25 protein-coding genes are annotated in these 24759 nt (G+C 75.0%); 10 read left to right on the forward strand and 15 right to left on the reverse strand.

The features are described 5' to 3' along the window. Positions 1–141 precede the first annotated feature (141 nt). A protein-coding gene (locus tag IEV86_RS09930) for an IS3 family transposase (protein ID WP_188484684.1) occupies positions 142–1301 on the forward strand; the annotation gives its coding sequence in 2 pieces (ribosomal slippage) (positions 142–420 and positions 423–1301; 1158 coding nt in all). Positions 1302–1504: 203 nt separating this feature from the next. Beyond that, positions 1505–2092 carry a hypothetical protein gene (locus IEV86_RS09935; protein WP_043604373.1) on the forward strand — a complete coding sequence of 196 codons (588 nt, stop codon included), beginning with the start codon at positions 1505–1507 and terminating at the stop codon, positions 2090–2092. 178 nt (positions 2093–2270) lie between these two features. Here the strand turns inward: IEV86_RS09935 and IEV86_RS09940 are convergent, their stop codons facing one another. From IEV86_RS09940 to hisC, 3 genes are all read right to left on the reverse strand, one after another. Next, a complete protein-coding gene (locus IEV86_RS09940; RefSeq protein WP_043604376.1) occupies positions 2271–2945 on the reverse strand; it encodes an AmiS/UreI family transporter in 675 nt (224 codons plus the stop codon). Next, entirely contained in the window at positions 2945–3694 is a 750-nt protein-coding gene (locus IEV86_RS09945; protein WP_043604379.1) for a cysteine hydrolase family protein, read from the reverse strand. Before IEV86_RS09945 ends, IEV86_RS09940 begins: the two co-directional genes overlap by 1 nt. Positions 3695–4196: 502 nt before the next feature. After that, positions 4197–5258 (reverse strand): histidinol-phosphate transaminase, encoded by a 1062-nt coding sequence (gene hisC, locus IEV86_RS09950; RefSeq protein WP_043604386.1) that lies wholly within the window; start codon positions 5256–5258, stop codon positions 4197–4199. A 41-nt stretch (positions 5259–5299) separates the two neighbouring features. Between hisC and IEV86_RS09955 the strand changes: the two genes are divergently transcribed. Next, a complete protein-coding gene (locus IEV86_RS09955; protein WP_043604475.1) occupies positions 5300–5689 on the forward strand; it encodes a phage holin family protein in 390 nt (129 codons plus the stop codon). A gap of 25 nt (positions 5690–5714) precedes the next feature. Here IEV86_RS09955 and IEV86_RS09960 read toward each other — a convergent pair whose 3' ends face one another. Then, complete coding sequence (locus IEV86_RS09960) at positions 5715–7559, reverse strand: hypothetical protein (protein WP_052426010.1); 1845 nt, start codon at positions 7557–7559, stop codon at positions 5715–5717. Then, entirely contained in the window at positions 7556–7864 is a 309-nt protein-coding gene (locus IEV86_RS09965) for a hypothetical protein (protein WP_043604388.1), read from the reverse strand. The genes IEV86_RS09960 and IEV86_RS09965 overlap by 4 nt, the downstream gene beginning before the upstream one ends. Before the next feature lie 144 nt (positions 7865–8008). On the opposite strand from IEV86_RS09965, the gene IEV86_RS09970 reads away from it, so the two are divergent. Then, entirely contained in the window at positions 8009–9016 is a 1008-nt protein-coding gene (locus IEV86_RS09970) for an EamA family transporter (protein WP_052426011.1), read from the forward strand. A 52-nt stretch (positions 9017–9068) separates the two neighbouring features. Here the strand turns inward: IEV86_RS09970 and IEV86_RS09975 are convergent, their stop codons facing one another. The 5 genes from IEV86_RS09975 to IEV86_RS09995 are packed head-to-tail and all read right to left on the reverse strand — an operon-like array spanning position 9069 to position 13557. Then, positions 9069–9677: a hypothetical protein gene (locus tag IEV86_RS09975; RefSeq protein WP_043604390.1), complete on the reverse strand. Its 609-nt coding sequence runs from the start codon at positions 9675–9677 to the stop codon at positions 9069–9071. After that, on the reverse strand, positions 9674–11044 hold the full coding sequence (locus IEV86_RS09980; RefSeq protein ID WP_152605590.1) for a DUF58 domain-containing protein: 1371 nt from the start codon (positions 11042–11044) through the stop codon (positions 9674–9676). Before IEV86_RS09980 ends, IEV86_RS09975 begins: the two co-directional genes overlap by 4 nt. A gap of 10 nt (positions 11045–11054) precedes the next feature. After that, a complete protein-coding gene (locus tag IEV86_RS09985; RefSeq protein WP_052426013.1) occupies positions 11055–12050 on the reverse strand; it encodes an AAA family ATPase in 996 nt (331 codons plus the stop codon). Beyond that, on the reverse strand, positions 12047–12766 hold the full coding sequence (locus IEV86_RS09990) for a hypothetical protein (RefSeq protein WP_043604391.1): 720 nt from the start codon (positions 12764–12766) through the stop codon (positions 12047–12049). The genes IEV86_RS09985 and IEV86_RS09990 overlap by 4 nt, the downstream gene beginning before the upstream one ends. Then, positions 12763–13557 (reverse strand): DUF4129 domain-containing protein, encoded by a 795-nt coding sequence (locus tag IEV86_RS09995; protein WP_152605591.1) that lies wholly within the window; start codon positions 13555–13557, stop codon positions 12763–12765. Before IEV86_RS09995 ends, IEV86_RS09990 begins: the two co-directional genes overlap by 4 nt. Before the next feature lie 124 nt (positions 13558–13681). On the opposite strand from IEV86_RS09995, the gene IEV86_RS10000 reads away from it, so the two are divergent. Continuing rightward, positions 13682–14278 carry an NADPH-dependent FMN reductase gene (locus tag IEV86_RS10000; RefSeq protein WP_043604491.1) on the forward strand — a complete coding sequence of 199 codons (597 nt, stop codon included), beginning with the start codon at positions 13682–13684 and terminating at the stop codon, positions 14276–14278. An 82-nt stretch (positions 14279–14360) separates the two neighbouring features. Here the strand turns inward: IEV86_RS10000 and IEV86_RS10005 are convergent, their stop codons facing one another. Next, positions 14361–14774: an NUDIX hydrolase gene (locus IEV86_RS10005; protein WP_043604399.1), complete on the reverse strand. Its 414-nt coding sequence runs from the start codon at positions 14772–14774 to the stop codon at positions 14361–14363. A gap of 190 nt (positions 14775–14964) precedes the next feature. Between IEV86_RS10005 and IEV86_RS10010 the strand changes: the two genes are divergently transcribed. After that, positions 14965–15465 carry a hypothetical protein gene (locus IEV86_RS10010; protein WP_043604406.1) on the forward strand — a complete coding sequence of 167 codons (501 nt, stop codon included), beginning with the start codon at positions 14965–14967 and terminating at the stop codon, positions 15463–15465. A 74-nt stretch (positions 15466–15539) separates the two neighbouring features. Next, positions 15540–17114, forward strand: a complete 1575-nt coding sequence (gene purB, locus IEV86_RS10015; protein WP_081978589.1) for an adenylosuccinate lyase — start codon at positions 15540–15542, stop codon at positions 17112–17114. A 22-nt stretch (positions 17115–17136) separates the two neighbouring features. Here purB and IEV86_RS10020 read toward each other — a convergent pair whose 3' ends face one another. After that, entirely contained in the window at positions 17137–17823 is a 687-nt protein-coding gene (locus IEV86_RS10020; protein ID WP_052426015.1) for an RDD family protein, read from the reverse strand. 189 nt (positions 17824–18012) lie between these two features. Between IEV86_RS10020 and IEV86_RS18195 the strand changes: the two genes are divergently transcribed. Then, a complete protein-coding gene (locus IEV86_RS18195) occupies positions 18013–19377 on the forward strand; it encodes a methyl-accepting chemotaxis protein (RefSeq protein ID WP_043604408.1) in 1365 nt (454 codons plus the stop codon). 250 nt (positions 19378–19627) lie between these two features. Here the strand turns inward: IEV86_RS18195 and IEV86_RS10030 are convergent, their stop codons facing one another. Further along, a complete protein-coding gene (locus IEV86_RS10030; RefSeq protein ID WP_152605592.1) occupies positions 19628–20587 on the reverse strand; it encodes a type IV toxin-antitoxin system AbiEi family antitoxin in 960 nt (319 codons plus the stop codon). Positions 20588–21195: 608 nt separating this feature from the next. On the opposite strand from IEV86_RS10030, the gene IEV86_RS10035 reads away from it, so the two are divergent. Continuing rightward, complete coding sequence (locus IEV86_RS10035) at positions 21196–22686, forward strand: CoA-acylating methylmalonate-semialdehyde dehydrogenase (protein WP_043604411.1); 1491 nt, start codon at positions 21196–21198, stop codon at positions 22684–22686. 10 nt (positions 22687–22696) lie between these two features. Here IEV86_RS10035 and IEV86_RS10040 read toward each other — a convergent pair whose 3' ends face one another. Continuing rightward, on the reverse strand, positions 22697–23296 hold the full coding sequence (locus IEV86_RS10040) for a YdeI/OmpD-associated family protein (protein WP_043604413.1): 600 nt from the start codon (positions 23294–23296) through the stop codon (positions 22697–22699). Then, positions 23289–24173 carry an AraC family transcriptional regulator gene (locus IEV86_RS10045; protein ID WP_043604420.1) on the reverse strand — a complete coding sequence of 295 codons (885 nt, stop codon included), beginning with the start codon at positions 24171–24173 and terminating at the stop codon, positions 23289–23291. Before IEV86_RS10045 ends, IEV86_RS10040 begins: the two co-directional genes overlap by 8 nt. 37 nt (positions 24174–24210) lie before the next feature. Between IEV86_RS10045 and IEV86_RS10050 the strand changes: the two genes are divergently transcribed. Then, the gene (locus IEV86_RS10050; protein WP_043604423.1) at positions 24211–24756 is read left to right on the forward strand and encodes a maleylpyruvate isomerase family mycothiol-dependent enzyme; all 546 of its coding nucleotides are present in this window, start codon (positions 24211–24213) and stop codon (positions 24754–24756) included. Positions 24757–24759: the final 3 nt, after the last annotated feature.

Here is a 24759-nt window from a genome sequence, read left to right on the forward strand (position 1 = left end):
AACTCGGCCGGATACGGCTTCGGCATGGTCCAGACCTTCTCTCTCGAGAAGCCGGACCACCAGACCCGATCTGGTAACCGAGCCGTGGGGCAGGTCATCTGACCTGTGGTGCCGAAGGGTGCCGCTGGAAGGATGAGCACCGTGCCTAAGCCCTATCCGATGGAGTTCCGGCGCGACGTCGTGGCGGTCGCTCGCTGCGGGGATGCGCCGATCAAGCAGGTCGCGGCCGACTTCGGGATCGCCGAGTCGTGCCTGCGGAACTGGCTGCGTGACGCCGACGTCGAGGACGGTAACCGCCCCGGCGCGACCGCGAGCGAGTCTGCGGAGCTGCGTGAGCTGCGCCGCCGCAACCGGCTGCTGGAGCAGGAGGTCGAGGTCCTGCGCCGCGCCGCGGCCTACCTGTCTCAGGCGCACCTGCCGGGAAAATGATCTACCCGCTCGTGACTGAGCTCGCCGACGACGGGATCCCCGTCGCGGTGACGTGCCGGGTCCTCAAGCTCGCCCGCCAGCCCTACTACCGCTGGCTCGCCGCACCGATCACCGCCCGTGACCTGGAGGAGGCATACCTCGCGAACGCGCTGTTCGATGCCCATCGCGACGACCCGGAGTTCGGCTACCGGCTCCTGGCCGACGAGGCCGCGAGGGCCGGCTTGGTCGCCTGTGACCGACGGGTGTGGCGGATCTGCTCTCGGAACGGCTGGTGGTCGGTGTTCGGCAAGAAGCGCACGAGGAACGGCAAGCAGGTCGGCCCGCCGGCCCACCACGACCTCGTGCGACGGGTCTTCACCGCCGACGCGCCGAACCGGCTGTGGCTCTGGGACATCACCGAGCACCCCACCAGCGAGGGCAAGATCTACCTCTGCGCGATCAAGGACGTGTATTCGAACCGGATCGTCGGCTACTCGATCAGCGACCGCATGACCTCCCAGATCGCCGTGGACGCCCTGCTCAGCGCCGTGCAGCGACGACGAGAGGTGTCCGGCTGCGTGGTTCACAGCGACCGAGGCAGCCAGTTCCGAAGCCGGAAGGTGGCCCGCGTCCTGGCCCGCCACGACCTGGTCGGCTCCATGGGTCAGGTCGCTTCCGCCGGCGACAACGCCGCCATGGAGAGCTTCTTCTCGCTGCTGCAGAAGAACGTCCTGAACCGGCGCCGCTGGGCCACCCGCGAGGACCTGCGCATCGCGATCATCACCTGGATCGAGCGCACCTACCACCGCCGCCGACGCCAGCAGAGGCTCGGTCGCCTCACACCCGTGGAGTTCGAGACCATCATGACCACTCAGGTCGCACTCGCCGCCTGAGACCGACTGTCACCTACTCGTGCAGCAGACCCCTTTGCGGAACGCCAGGGGATCGCGATGGCACGAGCGTCTGGCTCCTCAGGAGAGGCCTTGCCCTTCGGGGGACACTCGCTCCCAGCACACAAGACACTAGGTGGGCGGTCGGTCTATCCGACATCACCTCGCCAGTTTCCCGTGGCCCATACGTGACCTAGTGTGCGGCAATGAATCAGTGGGGTTGGGACCCGGACTCAGTGAGTGCGGCGGCGGGCGCCCTCACCGTCGTGGCCGCGATCGTCGCGCTCGTGATCGGCCTTCGGCAGTACCGAGCCGAGAGCGCTGCCCGGATCGCCGCCCTGGAGCGTGACTCCCGCGCTCAAGCCGAGCAGGTGACGCTCAGTTTGGCGGAGGAGTCGCAGAACCCTGGGCTCCATCCTGTCGCACGGGCTCTTAGTGCCGCCCGACGCTTGAACTGGGCCGATGCGCCCCCAGGTGCCAACTATGTCGACGTGCTGATCCGCAACGGGAGCAACGGCCCCGTGAGCTTGGCTTTCGTGCAGTCTCCGTGGGACCTGCAGGTGCCCATTCCGCACTCACACAGCGTCCGTCGCAGGGGGTTCATCGAGCGCACCGAGAACCACCGGTACGGATTCCACCGGGACTCCTTGCCTCCTGGGGAATACTTGCTGCGTGTGCCGTACTCGCACCCCGACCTGTACCCGCTCGACCTAGCGCTCGGATTCACCGATTCCCAAGGTAGATCCTGGATCCGCACCTTCACTGGGCGGTTGTTTGCGGACACCGGGTCGTGACCTCCCGAAACGCCAGCCTGGTCCCGGGCTCGAAGTGCGGATCAGCCCGGCTGCCAGCTTCCTCGCGCGCTGACCGGCCAGGCAGGCGCGAGACGCCAGAGCCTTCATTGGGGCGACTCGGCGCGGGTAGCCGCCAGGGCCGGTCCGCACGCTGCGGACCGGCCCCTGAGGCCTCCGATCAGGCGGTCGCCACCACCCGCTGACCCAACTCGTCGTCGGACGCGAGTCCCACGGCGTCGTCGGCGGCGGGGGCCGTCTGCGGCCGGCGCGCCAGGGCGACCGACGCGACGGCTGCGGCTGCGAGGACGGCGAGCGCCCCCCAGCCCGCGGTCGGGCTCGTGCTCCACCGGCCGTCCATGAGGAGCAGCGCCGGGACCGTGCAGGTCGGGATGCCGAGCAGAACGAGGTACCACCCCGTGAAGCGCCCGAGGTCGAGCGTCCCCACGTGCGACCGGCCGAGCGCGAGCAGCACGAAGAACAGCAGCCACATCGACGACCACGTCGCCCAGATCACCGCGAACACGGGGTCGGTGCCGACCGACTGTACCGCGTACAGCGCGGCGATCCCCGCCACGAAGACGCTGTACCAGCCGAAGCCCTCGGTCTCGAGGCCGCGCTGGACGATGAGCCCGTACCAGAGGTACGTGAAGCCGAAGAGCAGGCTCGGCCACGTGCCCTGCACGACGGCGGGGTCCGACGACCCCTGGACCAGGACGAGCAGCGGGAGCACGACCTGCGCCCCGCCGACGAAGAAGTTGAGCGGTGCGACGCTCCGGCCCCGGACGACGCCGAGGCTCGCGAGCCCGTTGACGAAGAGGACCGCGCCGACGAGCAGCAGACCGACGTTGCCCATCAGCGCGTCACCAGGCCCTCGAAGGTCTCCGCCGAGATCACGGGTGCGAAGAAGTTCGTGATGCGCTCGAACGCGGCGGCCTCCTGGTCGGGGCGCTGCGCACCCGTCGCGTCGCCGATGACGATCGGCAGCAGCCCGTGGTCGCGGGCGGCGCGCGCGTTGCCCTCGATGCACCAGTCGAGGTGGATGCCGGTGATGACGACGACCTCGACACGCTTGCGTGCGAGCTCGAGCGGCAGGTCGGTCCCGACGAACGCCGTCTGGAGCGCCTTCTCGTAGAGCTCGTTGTCGCCGGGCTCGACCAGCTCGCGCAGCTCGTCGACGAGGGCGTCGTCCCACGCGACCTGCTCGGGCGTCGCGTCGAGGTGACCGGTCCACGACGCGTACTGCGCACGGTCGAAGTCGGTGCCGGGGTAGCCGTCGCGGAAGACCGAGTACCCGATCCAGTTGAAGGACACGAAGTTGCCCGCGGCCCGGGCTGCCCGGACGGACCGGACGGTCGCGGGCAGGCTGCCGCGGAAGGCATGGCCCTCGGCGTACTGGACGCCGCCGGGGCGGTAGAGCGAGTTGGACTGGCTGACGGAGAGGAAGGCCGCGGGGCGCGACAGCACCTCCCGCAGGTCGAGGCCGGCCCAGTGCGCGGGCAGCGGCGGGATCTGGTCGACGTTGGTCGGCGGGAGGCCGAGCGCGACGGGGTCGAGCTCGACGGGCTCGAGCGGGGTCGTGGGGCGGACGTCCAGCGTGGTCATGGTGGTTCCGTCTCGTTCGTGATGGAGGCGCGCGTGGCGTGTGGGGACCGGCGGACGGGTGGGGCCGGCGGGGTCGACGGGTCGTGCCCGGCGAGGGACGGTCCGGCATGGACCGGTGGTGGGCGCAGCGACGCGCGGTCGGCGCGGTGGGCCCCGGCGCGTCGGGCTCAGCAGCCCTGGACGCGGCCCGCGAGGACGCGGGACTCAGCTGGGCATTCGGCAGGCGCGGCGGGCCAGGAGGCCCTCACCGGCTGCGGCGCACGGCACGGCGGTGCGGGCGCGCAGTCGCGCGCCGGTCGCCGGGGTGCCGTGGGTCATGGCGCGACCGTAGCGGGGTCCGACGACGACGCGTCACCCGTCCGGCGGATCTTCTCGGTCGGTGAGACCCCGTCCGGCGACAGGTGCCCGCTCGTCACCCACGGCCTCCGGCCGGCGGGGGGCGTCGGGGCGGCCGGCTCCGCGACGTGCCCGAGCCGGGGGTCTCAGCCCGAACCGGTTGCGGTCAGAGCCAGCCGGCGGCGAGCTCGAGGACCCGGTCGTCCGCCTCGGGCGTGCCGATCGTGATCCGGATCCCCTCGCCAGCGAACGGCCGGACGAGCACGCCTGCGGCCGCCGCCTCGACGGCGATCTCGGTGGTCCGCGCGCCCGTCTCGAGCCACACGAAGTTGCCCTGGCTCTCCGGCACCGTCCAGCCCTGGGCGCGCAGCCCCGCGAGCACCCGGGTGCGCTCCGCGACGACGGCGTCGACGCGCTCGAGCAGCTCGTCCTCGGCGTCGAGGCTCGCGAGCGCGCCGACCTGCGCGAGGTGGTTGACGCCGAAGGGCGTCGACGCGGTGCGGATGCCCCGCGCGATGTCGGGCGACGTGACGGCGTAGCCGACGCGGAGCGCCGCGAGCCCGTACGCCTTGGAGAACGTGCGCAGGACGACGACGTTCGGGTACGCCGCGAGCACCGCACCGCTGCGCAGCGGGTCGTCCTGCCGGACGAACTCGACGTACGCCTCGTCGAGCACCACGAGCACCGTCGGGGGGACCCGGTCGAGGAACGAGAGCACCTCGGTGTGCGTCAGCGCGGGGCCCGTCGGGTTGTTGGGCGTGCAGAGCAGGACGACGCGCGTGCGCGGCGAGATCGCGGCGGCCATCGCGTCGAGGTCGTGCCGCCCGTCGGCCGTGACCGGCACGCGGACGGACACGGCGCCCTGGAGCTGGACGAGGATCGGGTACGCCTCGAACGAGCGCCAGGCGTGGACGACCTCGTCTCCCGCGTCGCAGAACGCCTGGAGGACGTGACCGAGCACCGCGACCGAGCCGGTGCTCGCGACGATCCCCGACGGGTCGACCCCGTGCCGTGCCGCGAGCGCCTCGCCGAGGGCCGTCGCGAACATGTCGGGGTAGCGGTGCAGCTCGCTCGCTGCGCGCTCCACGGCCGCGCGCACCGAGGCGAGCGGCGGGAACGGGTTCTCGTTCGAGGAGAGCTTGTGCGCGTCGGGATCGGCTCCGCGGGCGCCCGGCACGTACGCGGGCAGCGAGTCGACGACGGCGCGGAACGGCACGGGACTAGTCACCGGGTCAGGATGCCACCCGTCCGCGTGACACCATGGTCACCATGAGATTCCTCCTGCGGGTGCTCATCAACGCGGCCGCGATCTGGCTCGCGACCGAGGTGCTCTCGGGGCTCGAGGTGGTCGGCGGCGCGACGACGACCGAGCGACTGCTGATCTTCCTCGGTGTCGCCCTGCTGTTCGGCGTGGTGAACGCGGTCGTCCGGCCGATCGTCGCCTTCTTCTCGTTCCCCCTGTACATCCTCACGCTCGGGTTGTTCACCCTCGTCGTCAACGCCCTGATGATCATGCTGACGGGCTGGCTGTCGGAGCAGACGGACATCGGGCTGCGCGTCGACGGCTTCGGCACCGCGCTCGTCGCCGGCCTCATGATCGCCGTCGTGAGCTTCCTGCTCAGCATCGTCATCCCAGGGGCCCGCAAGAAGAAGGACTGACCCGGCGGTCCCGGCCAGCGCCGTCTCACCGGACGCCACCCGCCACGTCGCGCACCCGGGCGCCCGTGTACCAGGAGGTGGTGGAGGTGCTGTCGGGGCCACCGAGGATCTCCGACAGCTGCTGCTCGAAGTGCTGCACGGACGGGTCGGCCACCTCGCCGAGCGCGCCGAGGGCGTCGGTGTAGGTGTCGACCGAGTGGGCGGACACCGGGTCGAGCGGTGTCCCGGCGAAGCGTCCTGCCGTGAGGTCGACCGTGACGGTCGTCCGGTTGGGCACGTCGGGGTTCGGGCGGCCGTCGAGGACCGGCACGACGTCGTGCGACGTCTCCACGTGCAGGGCCTGTACGTGGTCCGGGATGTCGATCCCGGCGACGGGTGAACCGACCGTGATGACCGCCTGGACGTCGAACCGGGCGAGGGACGGGTCGCTCGCGAGGTCCATCGCGGCGAGACCGCCGAGGCTGTGCCCGACGACGACCACCGGCTCGCCAGGCTCGACGCCGGCCAGCTCGAGGGCCTGCACCAGCGTGCCCGTGGCGTCCGCGCGGGCCGCCGCCGCGTCCTCCGGCGACAGGGCCGCGCCGCGGGTGAAGAGCTCGAGCGACGACGTCGTGTCGTTCGGGTCGGAGCCGGGCAGGAGGGACCAGTCACTGGTCCCGGGCGTGACGGCGATCCACGAGACGGTGCCGTCGGGCCGCTCGACCCGCGTGACCTCGACGTCACCCAGCGCGCCGTGGGTGGACCCGTCCGGGTAGAGGTCGGCGATGCGGGCGACGATGTCGGCCGCGGTCCACGTGCCCGCGGACGCGGCGGCGCCGGACGGCGGCGCGGCGCCCGCCGACGTCACCGGACCGGCCGAGGACCCGGCTCCCGACCCGGCCCCGGACGCACCATCGGACGCACCACGGGACGCACCGCCGGCCGCGCCGCCGGACGCACCCCAGGACGCGGCCCCGCCCACCGCATCCTCCATCACCGCGCGTCGCGGCCGACCGTCGGGGGTCGCCGTGGTGCCCGGACCCGGGGCGGGATGTCGCCGCAGCGACGGCGTGACCACGAGGTCGCCGCGCTGGTGGCCGGCCGCGGCGGCGACGAGCCGCGACCCGCCGAGCAGCAGAGCGGCGACGCGCGACGTGGGAGCCGAGCCGAGCCCTTCACCGTGGATGAGCGGGCGCACGTCGCTCGGCCCCGGCAGGGCGCCGAGGAGCCACGCGGCGAACGGGTCGACCGACCTCTCGAGCCCTCGCGCATCGGGCACACCCGGCATCCGCCCGCCGCCGCCGAACGCCCACGCGAGAGCCCGCACGGCCGGGTTGCGGGACTGCGTCGCGGCGCCGATCCCGCGGTGCGCCATCCCCAAGGGCGTCGGCACGCGGCTCAGCAGCCCCGACACCACGGACCTGCCTGCGAGCAGCAGCGCCACGCCGCCGAGGGCTCCCCACGCGAACGGGCCCGCTTCGCCGAACGCGTGCGCCGACGTCATGACGCCGGCCCGTAGGGCGGCGGCGACGCGCCCGTCCGCGTCGGCGTACGCGTCGGCGGCACGGTCGAGGGCGTCGGCGGCCGCCCGGGCGCGGGTCGCGGTCGCCCCGAGGCCGTCGCGGCGGGACAGGAGCGCGGCGCACGCGTCCTCGGCGGCGGGTGCCGTCGCCGGCGACCAGCGGCGGGCGTCGTCGACGACCCCGATTACCGCCGGCACGCAGCGGTCCGCGCTCGCGAGCTCCTCGGCCGTCCGGCGGAGGGCGTCTGCCGCGCGACGCAGGTCCTCGAGCGTCGCGCGGGTCCCGCCCGCACCGCCGTGGACGGTCACCTCGACGCCGGCCCCGGGGTCCGGGCAGACCGACGCCGGGCCGGTGAAAGTCGCGGTCATCGGCTGAGCCTCGCCGCGACCTCGGGCGCCCAGCCGACGACGGCGTCCTGGTCGACGCGGAGCGCTCCCGCGACCGCTGCGTCGGCCGCGTGCACGTGCCGCAGCACGTCGTCCCGGCACGCGTCCGCGCGGCGCGCGAGCGTGTCGACCCCGGCGGCGATCTCGGACAGGCGGTCGAGGTAGATCGCGGCAGCAGGGGACACCCAGTCGACCTGGACCGCGCCGAGGAGCCGTGCCCGCGCCGCCTCCACGTGGTCGGCGACGCGTCCCGTCGTCGTCCTCGCCTCGTGCCCCCACGTGCTCATGTGCCGCTCCTCTCCCTCGGGCGGCGGCCGCACGGCCGGCCGGCCCGCCTGACGCCCCTCGACCGCAGGTGACGCTAGGGAGCGCGAGTGGGGCGCCACGGTTCGGACCGCTGCGACTGTGGACGCGCGCCTACGCTCGCCCCTGTGACCACCGCCCCCTCGTCGACGGCTCCCGGCGCGCAGGAGGGCGCGGGCAGCGCCGGTCGTGCCGCCGTCGGCGTCGCGGCCGTCGTCGTCGCGTCGCTGCTCTTCGCCGTCAACGGGACGGTGTCGAAGATCGCGATGCAGTCCGGCCTGAGCCCGACCCGGCTCGTGGAGCTGCGGTCCCTGGGCTCCGCGGTGGTCCTCGTCGCGGCGGTCCTCGTCGTCGCGCCGCGCACGCGGCTACCGGGACGGCGCGAGCTCGCCGGGCTCGCGGTGCTCGGCGTCGTCGGCATGGCGATGGTGCAGTGGCTCTACTTCGTGGCCATCTCACGGCTCCCGGTCGGCCTCGCGCTGCTCGTCGAGTACACCGCGCCCGTCCTCGTGGCGCTGTGGGCGCGGTTCGTGCTGCGCGAGGACGTCCGCGCGCGGCTGTGGTGGGCGCTCGCGGCGTGCCTCGCGGGTCTTGCGCTCGTCGCGCAGGTCGGCCGCGGCGTCACGCTCGACGCGGTCGGTCTGCTCGCCGCGGGTGCCGCGGCGGTGTCCCTCGCGACCTACTACCTGCTCGGCGACCGCCTGGTCCGCCGTCGGGACCCGCTCTCGACGCAGGCGTGGTCGATGGTCTTCGCGGCTGTCTTCTGGGTGGTCCTCCAGCCGCTGTGGACGTTCGACGCCGCGGTGCTCCGCGACGACGTGGCGCTCCCCGGTGCCGCCGAGGGCGTCGTGCTGCCGCTGTGGGCGCTCGTCGCCTGGATCGTGCTCCTCGGGACGGTGGTGCCCTACGTGCTCGTGCTGGCCGGCGTCGCGCGGCTCGGCGCGGCGCGCACGGGCGTCATCGGGATGCTCGAGCCCGTGGCGGCGGCGGCGACCGCGTGGCTCGTGCTCGGCGAGTCCATGACGCCCGTCCAGCTCCTCGGCGGCGCGGTCGTCCTCGCGGGGGTCACCGCGGCCGAGACCGCCCGGTCGACCCACGCCGCCCGGCCCGCGCCGGACGCCGTGGTGAGCACGTAGCCGCGGCGGATCCCCTCCCATCCCTCGGCCCGGGTGCTGGGCTCGCCGACCGTCAGCGTCGGCCCCACGAGAGCCAGTGCCGCGGCACGAGCACGACGACGAGCGTGACGGCGGCGACGAGGGCCACCGCGCGCAGCCAGCCCTGGCCCGCGTCCGCGGTGCCCGCACCGGCCCGGACCGTCGCCACCACCGCGACCAGGACGAGCACGCCCGCCTGCACGACGACGGCGGGCAGCAGCGACCGCCGCAGGACCCCGAGCTCGACCCGCGCACGCCACGCCACGTGCGCGGCGAGCCCGCCGAGCCGCACGACGAGGTGGGCACCGACGACGAGCGCGGCGAGCTGCAGGGCACCGGTCGCACCCTGCGCGAGGAGGTCGTCGCGCGACAGCACCCACGTGCCGACGAGCGCGGGCACGGCCCCGGCCGAGGGCCAGTCCGGACGCCACGTCACGAGGACGCCGACCGCGGCAGCGACCAGCCACACCACGGCCCCGCCGCCTGACGCGAGCGTCGTGAGCGCGAGCGCGGCGGCCGGCAGGAGACGCACGGCCCACCCCGGCGCGGCGTTCGCGAGCTCGACCCGCAGCGTGGGTGCGCCCGGGCGGTCGTCCGTGCGTGCCCGTCGCGTGTGCACGGCGGTGCGGACCCGCCCGCTCACCGGCCGACCCCCACGCCCGGCCGGCGGTGGGACTGGCGAGCCATGAGCTGGACCCGCGCCGCGGCGTCGTCGTCGGTCCAGCGCACGACCTCGCAGCCCGCGGCAGCGAGGTCCGCGACGCGGTCCCGCCGCTCCATCTCGACGATCCGCAGCGCGAGCCGGCCGCGACCGTCGAGGGCCCCTCGACGCAGCGTCGGCAGCACGTCGACGACGACCACGCGGTGCCCCGACCGCCGCCACAGCGCGGCCAGCGTCGCGGGCTCGGCGTCGAGGAAGGTCGAGAACAGGTACACGAGCGTGCCCGACGGCAGCTGGGGCGGGCGGACGCGCGGGGCGGGGTCGCCCTGGGGGCGCAGGACGGCGAGCTGGTGGACGACGCGGTCGAGCTGGCTCCGCCCGCCGCCGGGCCGCAGCGTGCGCTGCCGGACGCCGAGGTCCTCGACGCCCACCCGGTCGCCCGCGGTGAGGTAGGCCCGGGCGACCGTCGCGGCCGCACGGCGCGCGACGTCGAGCGAGGTCGCGTCGTCGGGCCGCACGGGGACGTGCCCGCTCCACGTCGCCGGGTCGGGGCCGACGTCGTCGCGCGAGTCCACGACGAGCGTCACGTGCGCCTCCGCGAGCGCGAAGGTGCGTCGCGTGTAGAGCTGCTCACCGCGCGGCGAGCGGCGCGCCGTGACGCGCCAGTCGACCCGGCGCAGCGAGTCGCCGGGCTGGAACGGGTGCACGTCGCGCAGGTCGCCGCCCTCACCGGGACGCCGGGAGGCGTGCTGGCCGGTGAGCCCGCGCAGCCGGAACGGGAGCGGCAGCCCCGGCATCGTGCCCGCACGTGGCAGCACCGTCACGGGCGGGACCGTCGTCCGCGTCGCGGGTCCCGTGAGGTGGCCGCCCGTACCGAGCCCCTGCCCGTCGACGCGGACCAGGTCCTGCGGTCCGGTGCGCACCGACGGCGCCGTCACGTCGAGCGTGCGCGTGAGCGGCACGGCGACGAGCGCCTCGACGTGCCCGTGCGAGGGGCGCGCGACGCGCAGCCGGACCGCCTCGGTCCCGGGCGGCGCGGCGAGGTGCACCCGCGCCCCGATCCGGCCCGCCGTCGTCGTCGCGGGCTCGACGTCGACCCACACCTCGCCGCGTGGACGCAGCAGGAGCGCCCACGTCGCCGCGACGAGCGGACCGACGCCGACGAGGACGACGTCCGCGCGGCCCGCGACCGCCCCGAGGCCCACCACGGCGAGTGACGCGGCGAGCGTCCACACGAGGTGGCGTCCCGGCAGCCACGGCGCGCCGACGGGCGGCGGCTCGGCTCCACCGTCACCGCGGTCGGCGCCGCGCGCGGGTGGGTCGTCGCCCCACCCCAGCTGCGGCTGCATCCCGCTCACGTCAGCCCGCCGCCGAGACGGTCGAGGGGCCGGGCACCCGGCTCAGCACCTCGCGGACGACGTCCTCCGCTGCCCGGCCGGATGCCCACGCGGCCGGCGTGAGGGTGATCCGGTGCGCGAGTGCGGGGACGGCGACGGCCTTGACGTCCTCGGGCGCGACGAAGCGTCGGGCCTCGATGATCGCGAGCGCGCGCGCGACGAGCAGGAGGGCCTGCGACCCGCGCGGCGACGCCCCGACCTCGACGGCGTCGTGCGCGCGCGTCGCGGCGGCGAGGTCGACGCAGTAGCGGACGACGTCGGGGTCGACCCGGACCTGCTCGACGCCCGCCTGCATCGCGAGCAGGGTGCGGTCGTCGACGACGCGCCGCACCGTCGCGTCCTCCTGGCGGCGCTCGAGGCGGCGCGTGAGGACGTCGACCTCGGCCTCGGCGTCCGGGTAGCCGACCGCGAGCCGCACCATGAACCGGTCGAGCTGGGCCTCGGGCAACGGGTACGTGCCCTCGTACTCGACGGGGTTCGAGGTAGCCATGACGTGGAACGGCCGACGCATCGGGTACGTGGTGCCGTCGACGGTGACCTGGCGCTCGGCCATCGCCTCGAGCAGCGCCGACTGCGTCTTGGGCGCGGTCCGGTTGATCTCGTCCGCCAGGAGCAGGCCGGCGAAGACCGGCCCCGGGCGGAACGTGAACGCGCCCGTGGCCGGGTCCCACACCGACGAGCCGGTGATGTCGGCCGGCAGCAGGTCGGGCGTGCACTGGATGCGCCGGAACTCCAGGCCCAGGGCCGTCGCGAGGCTGCGTGCCGCGAGCGTCTTGCCGAGCCCCGGGACGTCCTCGAACAGCACGTGCCCGCCCGCGAGGATCGCGGCGAGCGCGGTGCGCAGCGGCCCGCGCATGCCGACGACGACGGTGCCGACCTCGGCGAGCACGGCGTGCGCGGCGCGCGCGACGTCCCCGGGGGACAGCTGGGCGGCCGGCTGGGGCGGCGTGGTGGTCACGGCGTGGTGCCTCCTCGGGCGGTGCGGGACGGGCCCGTCGGTCCTGTGGGTGGTGCGGGGGTCGGTGCCGACGCGGGTGCCGGCAGGCCCGTCGCGGTGGGGGGGAGGGCGCCTGCCGACGACACGGGGGGAGCGGCTCGGGTGCCTGCCGACGACGCGGCGACCCCGCCGAGGCGCTCGACGACGTCGACGCAGTGCTGGAGGTCACCGAGCGACGGCAGCCACCCGCCCCGGCCGGTGAGCGCGGTCCACGCGCGGTCGCCGAAGAGCGAGCGGGCGCGGGCCTCGGCGTCGGCGTCGTTCGCACCGGTCCCCACGGCGCCGAGCCCGGCCGCGAGCCGGGCGCCACGGCGGGCGAGCCGGCGCTCGGCGTTGACGCGGACCCGGCGCACCGCGGACTCGGTGACGCGGCCGTCGCGGCCCACGAGCGTCCAGCTCAGGAGCGTGACGTCGCGCCGGCTGCCGTGCGCGTCGTCGGGCCCGGTCTCGGGCCACAGGTACTCGTCGCCGGCACCGAGGCTCGCGGCGAGGGTGACCGCGAGGGCAGCCGCGACGCCGGCCACGACGGCGTCGGGCGTGCGGAGCAGCAGCACGTCCGCGACGACCGCGACGGCGACCCCCGCGATCAGCGGCCGGACGACGCCCCGTGCCAGGGAGCGCGCGCGACCGGGGGCGCGCGGCGCGGGGTCGCGTGCGTCGTCGTCGGCCGGGGTCATGTGCGCGGACCCAGGGTCGAGGCGAGCGTGCCGAGCGCGGTGGTGGCCGCTGCGACGTCGTCGGCGGTGAGGTACTCGTCGCCGAAGCGCGCCCGCAGGTAGAGGCCGAGCAGCGTGCGGACCGCGCGCGGGTCCGCGGAGGTGCGGTCCAGGACGTCGACCGTGAACTCGGTGGGTGTCGCGGCGGGGTGCCGCGGCACGCCCGACCGCTCCGCGGCCTCCTCGAGCGCGACCCACGCGGCGACCACGGCGTCGGCCGGCCGGGCGTGGCTGCGCAGGTGCTCGGCTGCGCCCGCGACGCCCGTGCGGAGCTCGTCGAGGTCCGGCAGGAACCCGTCGGCCAGCACGGCGTCGCCCGCCTCCTGGTCCCCGTGCGCGGGGTCCGACGCCGGGTCGCGTAGCTGGTGCCTGCGGATCACCTGGAGCACGGCGAGGCCCAGCGCGATCGACAGCGCGACCGCGACGAGGGACCAGAGCCAGCCGAGCTCGACCGGGAGCTCCGGGAGCCGGTCGAGCGCAGCCACGTCCTCGCGCGCCTCGGGCGGCAGCGTCGGGGACACGACGTCGGGAACCTCGGGCAGGACCGTCTCCGCGCCGCGGAACGGCGTGACCGTCGGACGCCAGGGCCCGCTGAGGGCGGTCGCGAGGACGACGAGCGCGAGCAGCGCGACCACGACCGCGAGGCGCACCGCCGCACGCCGCGGGTCGGGCACGGGCGGGAGCACAGCCGCGCGCGCATCCTCGGCGGCCCCGGCCGCACCGCGGCCCGCGCGGTCCCCCCACTCGCTCACCGGCCCATCATGGCGCGCGCCGCCGACACCGACGCGCGACCCGACGCCGTCCGACGCACGATGGGGTGTGCCCGGCCACCGGGTCGACCGGCGCGTCACCGTGGCGCGTCCCGGAGGGAGGACCATGACGCACCGCATCGGCTACCTCGTCGGCAGCCTGTCCAGCACGTCGATCAACCGGACGCTCTCCACGGCGCTGATCCGGCTCGCCCCCGACACGCTGGAGTTCACCGAGATCCCCATCGGCGACCTCCCGCTCTACAGCCCCGACTTCGACGGCGACTACCCGGCGGCGGGCCGTGCGCTCAAGGACGCGATCGAGGCGAGCGACGGCATCCTCATCGTGTCGCCCGAGTACAACCGGTCCATCCCGGGTGCCCTGAAGAACGCGATCGACTGGGGCTCGCGGCCGTGGGGCCAGAACTCGTTCGCGCGCAAGCCGACGGGGATCATCGGCGCCTCGATCGGGCAGATCGGCACGGCCGTCATGCAGGCCTCGATGCGCAGCGTCCTCAGCTTCCTCGACGCGCCGCAGCTCAACTCGCCCGAGGCCTACATCCACTTCGACGCGGACGTCTTCGGCGACGACGGCGAGGTCCGTGACGAGTCGACGGCGGGGTTCCTGCGGCACTACATGGAGGAGTACTGCGCCTTCGTCGAGCGCGTCCTCGCGGTCAACGCCCCCGGCCACATCGGGGACCCCGACCCCTACCGCGACTGACGCGGCCCGCTGGTCGCGAGCAGCGGCCGGACGACGGCGCGCGCGGTGGCCCACGGGGTCCGGCGGGCCCGCCACGGCCGGGTCAGAGGAGACCGGCGTGCCCCAGCGCGACGTCCACCAGACCCTGCCGCGGGAGGTCGGCGACCGCGGCGAGCGGGAACCACTCGGCCCGGTCGGTCGAGCCCCCGACCTCGTGCCGGAGCTCACCCCCGACGACGTGCGCCCGGAACACGATGCGCACAGCGTGCAGCGGGACGTCGACGGGCCGCCGCTCGGCCGGGACGACGACCGCGTCGGTGCCGATCAGCGCGTCGAGCTCGACGACGTAGCCGGTCTCCTCCTCGACCTCGCGCACCGCCGCCTGCTGCGGGGTCTCGCCGGGGTCGAGCCCGCCGCCCGGCATGGTCCAGCGGGGCTCGCCGTGCAGGACGAAGCGCGACAGCAGCAGCTGCCCCTCGCGCACGACGACGGCGTACGACGCGACCCTCAGCTCCACGCGGGCGAGCCTACGGCCGGGGTCCGACGCGTCGGCACGGTCGAGGCGGCCTCGGTCGAGGCGGCCTCGGTCCGTCGCCCGCTGGGCCGACGGATCTCGGAGCCGGACGGGGGAACCGGGACAGGAGGCCGTTCCGCACGTCGGTGGCCGTCGATAGCGTGTCGGCACGTCCGACGACGAGGGGGTCCCGATGGTGCGCTCCGTCCTGCTCAGCGCCGACCGGTTGAGCACCGTGCTCGCCATCCAGGACGGGTTCGGTCCTGACGTCGAGCCGGGTCTCGACCCCGGCCTCGGCCCGACCGTGCCCGGCCAGGAGTCCTTCGAGGCGATGTTCTCGCTCGTCATGGTGCTCGTCGTCGTCGGCGTGGTGGTGAGCGTCGTGGTCGCGGTCCGACGCGGTGCCCGGTACCTGCACCACGGGATCGACCCGACGACCGTGGACGTCGACCTCCAGGCGAGGCTGCTCCGCAGCCAGGCGCTCGCTCCGGCCCCCGACGTCGCACCGGGCGCCGTCCCCGACGCGGCCGCAGCATCGCCCGCACCGCCCGCACCGCCGGGTGCACCACCCGGTGCCCCACCCGCGCGCTCCGTCGCGGAGCGGCTCGCGGAGCTCGACCGCCTGCGCGAGGACGGCACGATCACCGCCGAGGAGCACACGGCCGCGCGCCTGAGGGTCATCGCCGACGTCTGAGCCGCGCGGTCGTCGCCGACTCGCCTGCCGGACGCCGTCGTCGGCCGCACCCACCCCGGTGGGAGGATCGGCGCATGCCGAACACCGAGCCCGGCCGCGCCCACGACCTCGACGCAGGAGCCCCCGACGCGGGCACCCTCCCGACGGCCGACGTCGCGGACGAGCGCGACCCGGCCGACGACGTCGTCCTGGGTGCGAGCGGTGCGCCGACGACGCGCGCCGAGCGCACGGTGCTCGCCGACGTCGTCCCGCCGATCGCGCTGGGGCCGCTCGACGGTCGCTACCGGGCGGCCGTCGCGCCGCTCGTCGACCACCTGTCCGAGGCGGCGCTCAACCGCGAGCGCGTGCACGTCGAGGTCGAGTGGCTCATCCACCTCACGTCGCACCACGTCGTGCCGGGTGCGCCGACGCTGTCGTCGGAGGAGCGTGAGTACCTGCGCGACGTCGTGCGTACCTTCGACGCCGAGACGGTCGCCGAGCTCGCCGAGACCGAGCGCGTGACGGTGCACGACGTCAAGGCCGTCGAGTACCTGCTCAAGAGCCGGCTCGAGGCCGCGCCCGACCTGCTCGGCGAGGACACCGTCCTGCCGCGCGTCGCCGAGCTCGTCCACTTCGCGTGCACGAGCGAGGACGTCAACAACCTGTCGTACGCGCTCATGGTGCAGGGCGCCGTGCGCGACGTCTGGCTGCCTGCGGCGTGGGCGCTCGTCGACGAGCTCGCGGCGATGGCGCACGAGCACGCCGACGTCCCGATGCTCGCACGCACGCACGGCCAGCCCGCGACGCCGACGACGCTCGGCAAGGAGCTCGCCGTCCTCGCCCACCGCCTGCGCCGTCAGCTGCGGCGGATCGGCTCGGCCGAGTACCTCGGCAAGATCAACGGCGCGACCGGGACCTACGGCGCACACCTCGCCGCGGTGCCCGGAGCGGACTGGGTCACGGTGTCGCGCACGTTCGTCGAGCACCTCGGCCTCACGTGGAACCCGCTCACCACCCAGATCGAGTCGCACGACTGGCAGGCCGAGCTCTACGCCGACGTCGCGCGCTTCAACCGTGTGCTGCACAACCTCGCGACCGACGTCTGGACGTACATCTCGCTCGGCTACTTCGCGCAGGTGCGCGGCCAGGGCACCGTCGGCTCGTCGACCATGCCGCACAAGGTCAACCCGATCCGGTTCGAGAACGCCGAGGCGAACCTCGAGGTCTCGTGCGCGCTGCTCGACACCTTGGCGTCGACGCTCGTGACGTCGCGGCTGCAGCGGGACCTCACCGACTCCACGACGCAGCGCAACATCGGGCCGGCGTTCGGCCACTCGCTGCTCGCGATCGACAACGTGCGGCGCGGGCTGGCCGGCCTCGACGCCGACCCGGCCGCGATGGCGCGGGACCTCGACGCGAACTGGGAGGTGCTCGGCGAGGCGGTCCAGTCCGCGATGCGCGCCGCGGGGATCGCCGGCGTGGCCGGCATGGAGCAGCCCTACGAGCGGCTCAAGGAGCTCACGCGCGGGCGTCGCATCACCGGCGAGGACCTGCGGACCTTCGTCGAGGGGCTCGGCCTGCCCGACGACGTCGCCGCGCGCCTCGCCGCGATGACGCCCGCGACCTACACGGGCGCGGCCGCCGACCTCGTGCGGCGCTACCTCGACTGACGACCCCTCGAGGCGCGTGCCGTCAGCCGTCGAGGACGACGGTGCTGCAGATCTTGTCGGCGAACGTCTGCCGGCGGGCGTCCCACAGGGGCCACAGGTAGCCGATGTAGACGCTGCCGTCGGCGACGTGCGCGAGGTCCCGGACGAACGCCATGCCCGCCCCGATCGGCACGCCGGTCCGCTCACCGACGAGCCGGATGCCCGTGACCGACTTGCCCCACGACTGGCCCGTCCGCCCCTGGCGCACCCACCGGTTCCACCACGACAGCCCGAACGCCACGGCCGCGCACGCGAACCACGTCAGCACGCCGACGATCGCGCCGGCATCGGACGGCTCACCGGTGACGGGGTCGATCGTCGTCGTCATCGCGACGAGCAGGACGACGTACCCCACGAGGATCGGGGCGCCCGCGAGCAGCCCGTCGAGCAGGTTCGCGCCGACCCGCTTGATCCACGGGGCGAGCGGCGTCGGGACGCCGCCGACCAGCCCGAACCCGGGCGGAAGCTGCAGGGGCCACTGCGACGCCGGCTGGTAGCCGTAGCTGGCTGGGGCGCCGTACGCGGGTGCGCCGTACGCGGGTGCCCCGTAGGCGGGTGCGCCGTACGCGGGTGCCCCGTAGGCGGCCGGGCCCGGCGTCGACGGGGTGACGTGGGAGGCGGGTGGGGCGGGCGGCGCGGCGTCGTCGTCGAGCGGCTGCCACTGGCTCATCGGTGCTCCCTCACGTGCGACGTCGCCGCGAAGTATGGCAGCGGGGCGTCGTCCGCCGGGGGTGGTCCGCGCGCGACCACCTCACCCCACGCCCTCCCACGGCGCTTCGGCACCCGAACGGCCCATACCTCGAGGGTTCCACCCGGTGGTCGTGCTCAGCACGAGCCGCGGACGGCCGATCCGTCGGCCATGACGAGCCCGCGCCCGCACACCACCGCGCCCGACGCCCCGCGCCGGTCCTGGGTCCCGCGCGGCGCCGTCCTCGACGAGGCCGCCTTCGCGGTGCGCCACCGTGCGCTCACGTGGGTGCTCGCCGGGCACGTCCCGCTGCTCGCGGGCCTGGCGGCGTTCTGGACCCCGGCCACGCATGCCGAGCACGGCGCCCCCGTCGCGGGCCACGCGTGGATGGGCTGGACCGGCGTCGCGCTGGTCGCAGCGCTCGCCGTCGTCGGATGGCTCGCGCGCGGGCAGGCCGTGCGGGCGACGTCGGTCGCGACCGGGCTCGTGCTCGCCTCCGTCACGCTCGTGCACGTGTCGGGCGGCATGACCGACATGCACCTGCACTTCTTCGTCATGGTCGCCGTCGTCGCGCTGTACCAGCAGTGGACACCGTTCCTGGTCTCGGTCGGTGTCGTGGCCGTGCACCACGTCGGCATGAGCCTGGTGGACCCCGAGCTCGTGTTCTCCGACCCGCGGGCCCAGGCGTCGCCGGTGGCGTTCGCGGCGCTGCACGCCGTGCTGCTGCTCGCCGAGTGCGTCGCGCTCGCCGCGAGCTGGCGCTTCACGGAGCAGGCCGAGGACGAGCGCAGGGCCGAGCAGCGCCGCGCCGAACGTGCCGCGGCGGAGCAGCGGGCCGTCGAGGAGGAGATGGCCGCCGAGCAGCGTCGTGCCGACGAGCGCGCCCGCGCCGAGCTCGAGGCGCGCAGCGCACGGGCCGCCGAGCTCGAGCAGCGTCTGGTCGCGCTGACCGGCGCCGCGGAGGATCTTCGGGGCGGCGCGGTGGAGTCCGCGGAGCTCACGGACGCGCTCGTGGCGGTCGCCGCCGAGATCGGCCACGCCGCGCAGTCCGCGTCGTCGTCGGCCGTGAGCGCCGCCGCGACCGTCACGTCGTCGTCCGAGGCCCTGCGCCGCCTCGAGGACTCCACCCGCCGGATCGCCGACATCGCCCGCACCATCACGACGATCGCCGAGCAGACCAACCTGCTCGCGCTCAACGCCACGATCGAGGCAGCGCGCGCCGGCGAGGCGGGCAAGGGGTTCAGCGTCGTCGCGCAGGAGGTCAAGGAGCTCGCGGGCCAGACGGCGCGCGCGACCCAGGAGATCGACGGCGTGGTCGCCGGTGTGCGCGCCGGGATGCAGGACGTCCTCGCAGGCACGTCACGCACCGACGAGGCGATCGCCGACGTGGTGCGCGTCCAGCGGGAGATCGCCGACGCCGCGGACCGGCAGGACGGCGCCGCGGTCCGCACCCGCGCCGCGGTGGCGGGCATGACGACGACGGTCGAGCGCGTCACCGGCGAGGTCGCGCAGATGGCCGGCGCCGCGTCCTCCTGACGGCCGAGGCTGCCGCCCGGCGCTCACCGGCCGGCGCCCGCCGCTCCCGGCCGCCCCCGCCCCTTCGTGCACGGCGACCGCGCGTTTCTCCTACCGACTTCGCGGACGACGAGCGCGAGCTCGACGACGGAGCGCGAACTGGCGGACCGGGCCTGAACTCGCGGACCGGGCCCGACCTGGCGGACCGGGCCTGAACTCGCGGACCGGGCCCGACCTCGCGGGCCGTGCCCGACCCGGGCCCGTGCGCCCCTCAGCGCGCGAAGGGGCCGACGGGTCGCAGGGTGGCCGCGACGTCCGCCGGGAGGACCGCGCGGAGCCGGCGGACGAGGAGGCGTCGGTCCCGCAGGTCCGCAGCCGTCACCCGGAGGACACGCCACCCCGCCGACTCGACGAGGTCCTGCCGACGCTTCTCCTTGAGCAGGGCGTCGACACCGCCGTCCTCGTACTTGCTCCGCCCGTCGTACTCCACGAGAAGTCGCCACCCTCGCCACCCGAGGTCCGCCCACATGTCGCCGGCCGCTGTCCGCACGAGCACCTGCGTCTCCGGCCGCGGCAGGCCCAGGCCGATCAGCGCGGCCCTGGTGGACGACTCGCCGGGCGACTCCGCGCCGTCGTCGGCGTGCTCCACCACGGCGCGCGCCCGGCGGATCCCGCGGGTGCCGGGCCGGCCGGCGAGGGCGCGCTGGAGGGCCTCCGCCGTCACGCCCGAGCGCCGCGCCGCATCGACCACCACGAGCCCGTGACCCGCCGGGAGCGTGGCCGCGCAGTCGACCGCAGTGCGTGCCAGGGTCGTGACCGGCATGCCGGCGACCGTCGTGACCTCGTCCGGTGCGAGCCGGACGAGGTGCCGTACGACGTCGTCGGCGTGCGATCCGCTGACCGTCGTCGGCCGGATGACGTGGGTGGGGCCGGGGTCGCCCGGCAGCGGGAGGCCCCACATCAGCGCGGCCGTCGTGTGGCTCAGCACGCCCGGCCGATGCTGCCGGCTCACCGCGACGGCGTGCGCGAGTGCGAGCTGCGTGCCCAGCTCGAACGGGTCGGTGGGCAGGGTGTCGGCGACGACGTACGCACCCGGCCGGAGCCGGCGCCATTCGCCGTCGCGGAGCCGACGCCGGGCGTCGTCGTCGGGATGGTCGCGGGCGAGGAGCACGTCGGGGAGGTCGTCGACGGCGATCGGGACGCAGCGTGGAGATCCTGGGCGGCGAGGCACGGGTCGACGCTCTCGCGCCCACGGGCGCGACGGCGGTCGTGCACAGGCACTGGTGCGAGCAGCGGGCGCGTCGCTCCGACGGTCGCGACGAACCGGCGACCGACGGCCGGCGGGCGCGTGCTGCGCGAGCTCGCGGGTTGGGGTCCGAGTTCGCGTCTGAGGACCGCGAGCTGGGCGCAGAAACGCGAAGTCGGCGAGGGAGTGGCGGGCGTGGGGGTCGACAGGGCGGAGGAACGCCGACGCCGGCGAGGCGGCCGGTGGTGTGCGGGTGCGTGCTGCGCGAGTTCGCGGATTGGCGTCCGACTTCGCGTCTGTCGACCGCGAGCTCGGCGTAGGAACGCGAAGTCGCGAGGAGCAGCCGGGTACGGGAGGCGCGCGTCGGGGGAGCCGGGTACGGGAGGCGCGCGTCGGGGGAGCCGGGTACGGGAGGCGCGCGTCGGGGGAGCCGGGTACGGGAGGCGCGCGTCGGGGGAGCCAGTACGGGAGGTGCGCGTCGGGGAGTCGCCCGGGGGGGCTGCGAGACGCCGACGGTGCGGCCGCCCGGGCCGTGCCGCCGGATGTGCGGATACCGTCGCCAGATGGCCATTGTGCCTGCCATAGTCGTCGTCATGCGGCGGATCACCCACTGGATCGATGGCGACGAGTGGCAGGGGCCCACGGGCCGGTCGGCGCCCGTGCACGACCCCGCGACGGGTCAGGTCACCGCGCACGTCGACCTGGCCGACGACGACGTCGTGGGCGCGGCCGTCGCGTCGGCGAGCAAGGCGGCGGACGCCTGGCGCCGGGCGTCGCTGACCCAGCGCACACGGGTCATGTTCGCCTTCCGTCAGATCCTCGACGCGCGCAAGGACGAGCTCGCCGCCGTCATCACCGCCGAGCACGGCAAGGTCCTGTCCGACGCGGTCGGCGAGGTCACGCGCGGGCTCGAGGTCGTCGAGTTCGCGTGCGGCATCCCGCACCTGCTCAAGGGCGGCCACTCGGAGGGCGTGTCGACCGGCGTCGACGTGCACTCGGTGCGCCAGCCGCTCGGCGTCGTCGCGGTGATCTCGCCGTTCAACTTCCCGGCGATGGTGCCGCTGTGGTTCGTCCCGGTCGCGCTGGCGGCCGGCAACGCCGTCGTGCTCAAGCCCAGCGAGAAGGACCCGTCCGCGTCGGTGCTCATGGCGCGCTGGTGGCAGGAGGCCGGACTGCCCGACGGCGTCCTGACCGTGCTGCACGGCGACAAGCAGGCCGTCGACGGACTCCTCACGCACCCGGACGTGCGCGCCGTGTCGTTCGTCGGCAGCACGCCCGTCGCGCGGTACGTCTACGAGACGGGTACGGCCCACGGCAAGCGCGTCCAGGCCCTCGGCGGCGCGAAGAACCACATGCTCGTGCTGCCCGACGCCGACCTCGACCTCGCCGCCGACGCCGCCGTCAACGCGGGCTTCGGCTCGGCCGGCGAGCGGTGCATGGCGATCTCCGCCGTCGTGGCCGTCGACCCGGTCGGGGACGAGCTCGTCGCGCGCATCGCCGAGCGCATGGCGCGCCTGACCACGGGCGACGGGCGCCGCGGCTGCGACATGGGCCCGCTCGTGACCGCCGAGCACCGCGACCGGGTGCGGGGGTTCGTCGACGCGGGTGTCGCCGCGGGCGCGCGGCTCGTCGTCGACGGGCGCGGCGTCGTCGCCGATGGTGACCCGCGCGGCTTCTGGCTGGGCCCGACGCTCTTCGACCACGTCTCGACCGACATGTCGATCTACCGCGAGGAGATCTTCGGTCCCGTGCTGAGCGTCGTGCGGGTCGGCGGGTACGAGGAGGGCCTCGCGCTCGTCAACGCGAACCCGTACGGCAACGGCACGGCGATCTTCACGAACGACGGCGGCGCGGCCCGACGCTTCGAGTACGAGGTCGAGGTCGGGATGGTCGGCATCAACGTACCGATCCCCGTGCCGATGGCGTACTACTCGTTCGGCGGGTGGAAGAGCTCGCTCTTCGGCGACACGCACGCGCACGGCGCCGACGGCGTGCACTTCTTCACGCGCGGCAAGGTCGTGACCTCGCGCTGGCTCGACCCGGGCCACGCGGGCGTGGACCTCGGCTTCCCGACGCACGACTGACGGCCGCGGCTCACCCGCCGTCCGGCCGCGCCTTCTGCGGGAAGGGGGTCTCGCCGCGCGCGAGCATCTCGACGTGCTGCGCGATGCGGCGGGCGCGGGTCTCGGGCCGGACCGCCTCCTCGACCCGGTACACGACCGCGAACCTGTTCTGGGAGGTCAGCACGTCGAACATCCTGCGGGCCCTGGGCTCGGCGTCGAGCGCGGCGGTGAGGTCGTCGGGGACGGCGAGCGTCGCGGGTCCGCCGTAGGCACGGTCCCACCGGCCGTCGTCCTGTGCGCGTCGCACCTCGGCACGTCCCGCCTCGGTCATCCGGCCCTCGGCCTCGAGCCGCGCGACGATCCCCACGTTGCGGGCCGACCACGGGCTGCGGGACCGGCGCGGCGTGAACCGCTGCGAGCCCGACGTCTCGTCGCGCCTGCGCACCTGGCTGTCGATCCAGCCGAAGCACAGCGCCTCGTCGAGCGCCTCGGCGTACGTGAGCGCGGTCGTCGCGGTGCTCTTCCTGCGGGACAGGACCAGCCAGACGCCGTCCGACGTCGCGTGGTTCTCCTCGAGCCAGGTGCGCCACGCGGCGGCGTCGGGCACGACGAGCTCCGGCTGCTCAGGCACGTTCGGCTCGTGTGTCGGTCGGTCCCTGGGCACGGCGGTCGGCCGAGATCCCGAACCTCTGGGCGAGCGCCGTCGGCGTCATCCCGGTCACCCGGACGACGTCGCGCGACAGGTGGGCCTGGTCCGCGTAGCCGAGCGTCGCGGCGACGTCGGCGAACGTGCGGGCCGTGCCCGCCCGGATGAGCTCCGCCGCCTCCTGGAGCCGGCGCCGCTGGACGAGCCACCGGGGCGTGAGCCCGAGGCGTCGGTGCAGGAGCCGTTGGAGCGAGCGCTCCGACATCGCGAACGCGTCGCACACCTGGGCGACGCGCGTGACGTCCGGCGTCCCCTCGACGTACGCGACCACGCGGTTGACCAGGTGGCCCTCGTCGTCGACGGGCAGGTGGCCGCGCAGGACGTCGTCGACCGCCCCCACGGCAGCGGCGTGCGAGGCCGCCGACGACGGGTCCGGCGCCATCGCCGCGTGCACGGCGGCGACGAGCGGTCCGGCCCGCTCGCCGAGCACGTCCTCGACGCCGACCCACCGGTCGGTGTACCGGTGCATGGGCCCGCCGAGGAGGTAGCCGCCCGCGGGGGCGAGCATCACGCCGACCGCCCAGCCGTCACCGCGCAGCGTCGTCGTCGACAGGCCCGTCACGACGCCGTAGAAGCGCGCGTACCCGGACGCGATCACGAGGTTCGCGACGGGGTACTGCAGGACGCGCTGGACCGACTCGCCACCCGGGGGGACCGACCACACGGGGACCCAGTGGCGGGCCGCGAGGTCGTCCAGGCCGTCGTGCCCCGGGTCGACCTCGTAGCGGTGGATCGTCCACGTGCCGTCGCGCGGGTCGGCGAGGTGCGCGCGGTCGACCACGGCGGAGCTGTCGGCTTTCATCAAGACCCAGCATGCCGTCGCGCCTAGCGTCCTGACCATGACGACAGCAGACCTCCATGCCGCAGCCGAGAACCCCCTGACCGCCGTGGTCGACGCCGTCCCCGCCACCGCGTGGTCGAACCCGTCACCCTGCGAGGGCTGGGACGCGCGCGACGTCGTGCGCCACCTCGTGCAGACCCAGCGCGAGTTCCTGACCGGTCGCGGCGCCGACCTCGGGCCCGAACCCGACGTCGACGCCGACCCGGCCGCCGCCTGGCGCGAGCACACGGCCCGCGTCCGCGCGCTCCTCGCCGACGAGGCGTTCGTCGGCACGTCGTACGACGGGCACTTCGGGCCGACGACGGTCGGTGCGACCTTCGAGCAGTTCTACCTGTGGGACATGCTCGTGCACCGCTGGGACGTCGCCCGGGCGGCCGGCCTGGACGCCGACCTCGCGGACGACGAGCTCGACCGCGTCGAGGCGGGTGCCGACGCGTTCGGCGACGCGCTGTACTGGGACGGCGTGTGCCGCCCGGGCACCGAGCCGGCACCGCACGCCGACCGCCAGGGACGCGTCCTCGCCCGGCTCGGTCGCGCGGCCTGACCG

This window comes from Cellulomonas carbonis, assembly GCF_014636275.1.
Taxonomy (GTDB): domain Bacteria; phylum Actinomycetota; class Actinomycetes; order Actinomycetales; family Cellulomonadaceae; genus Actinotalea; species Actinotalea carbonis.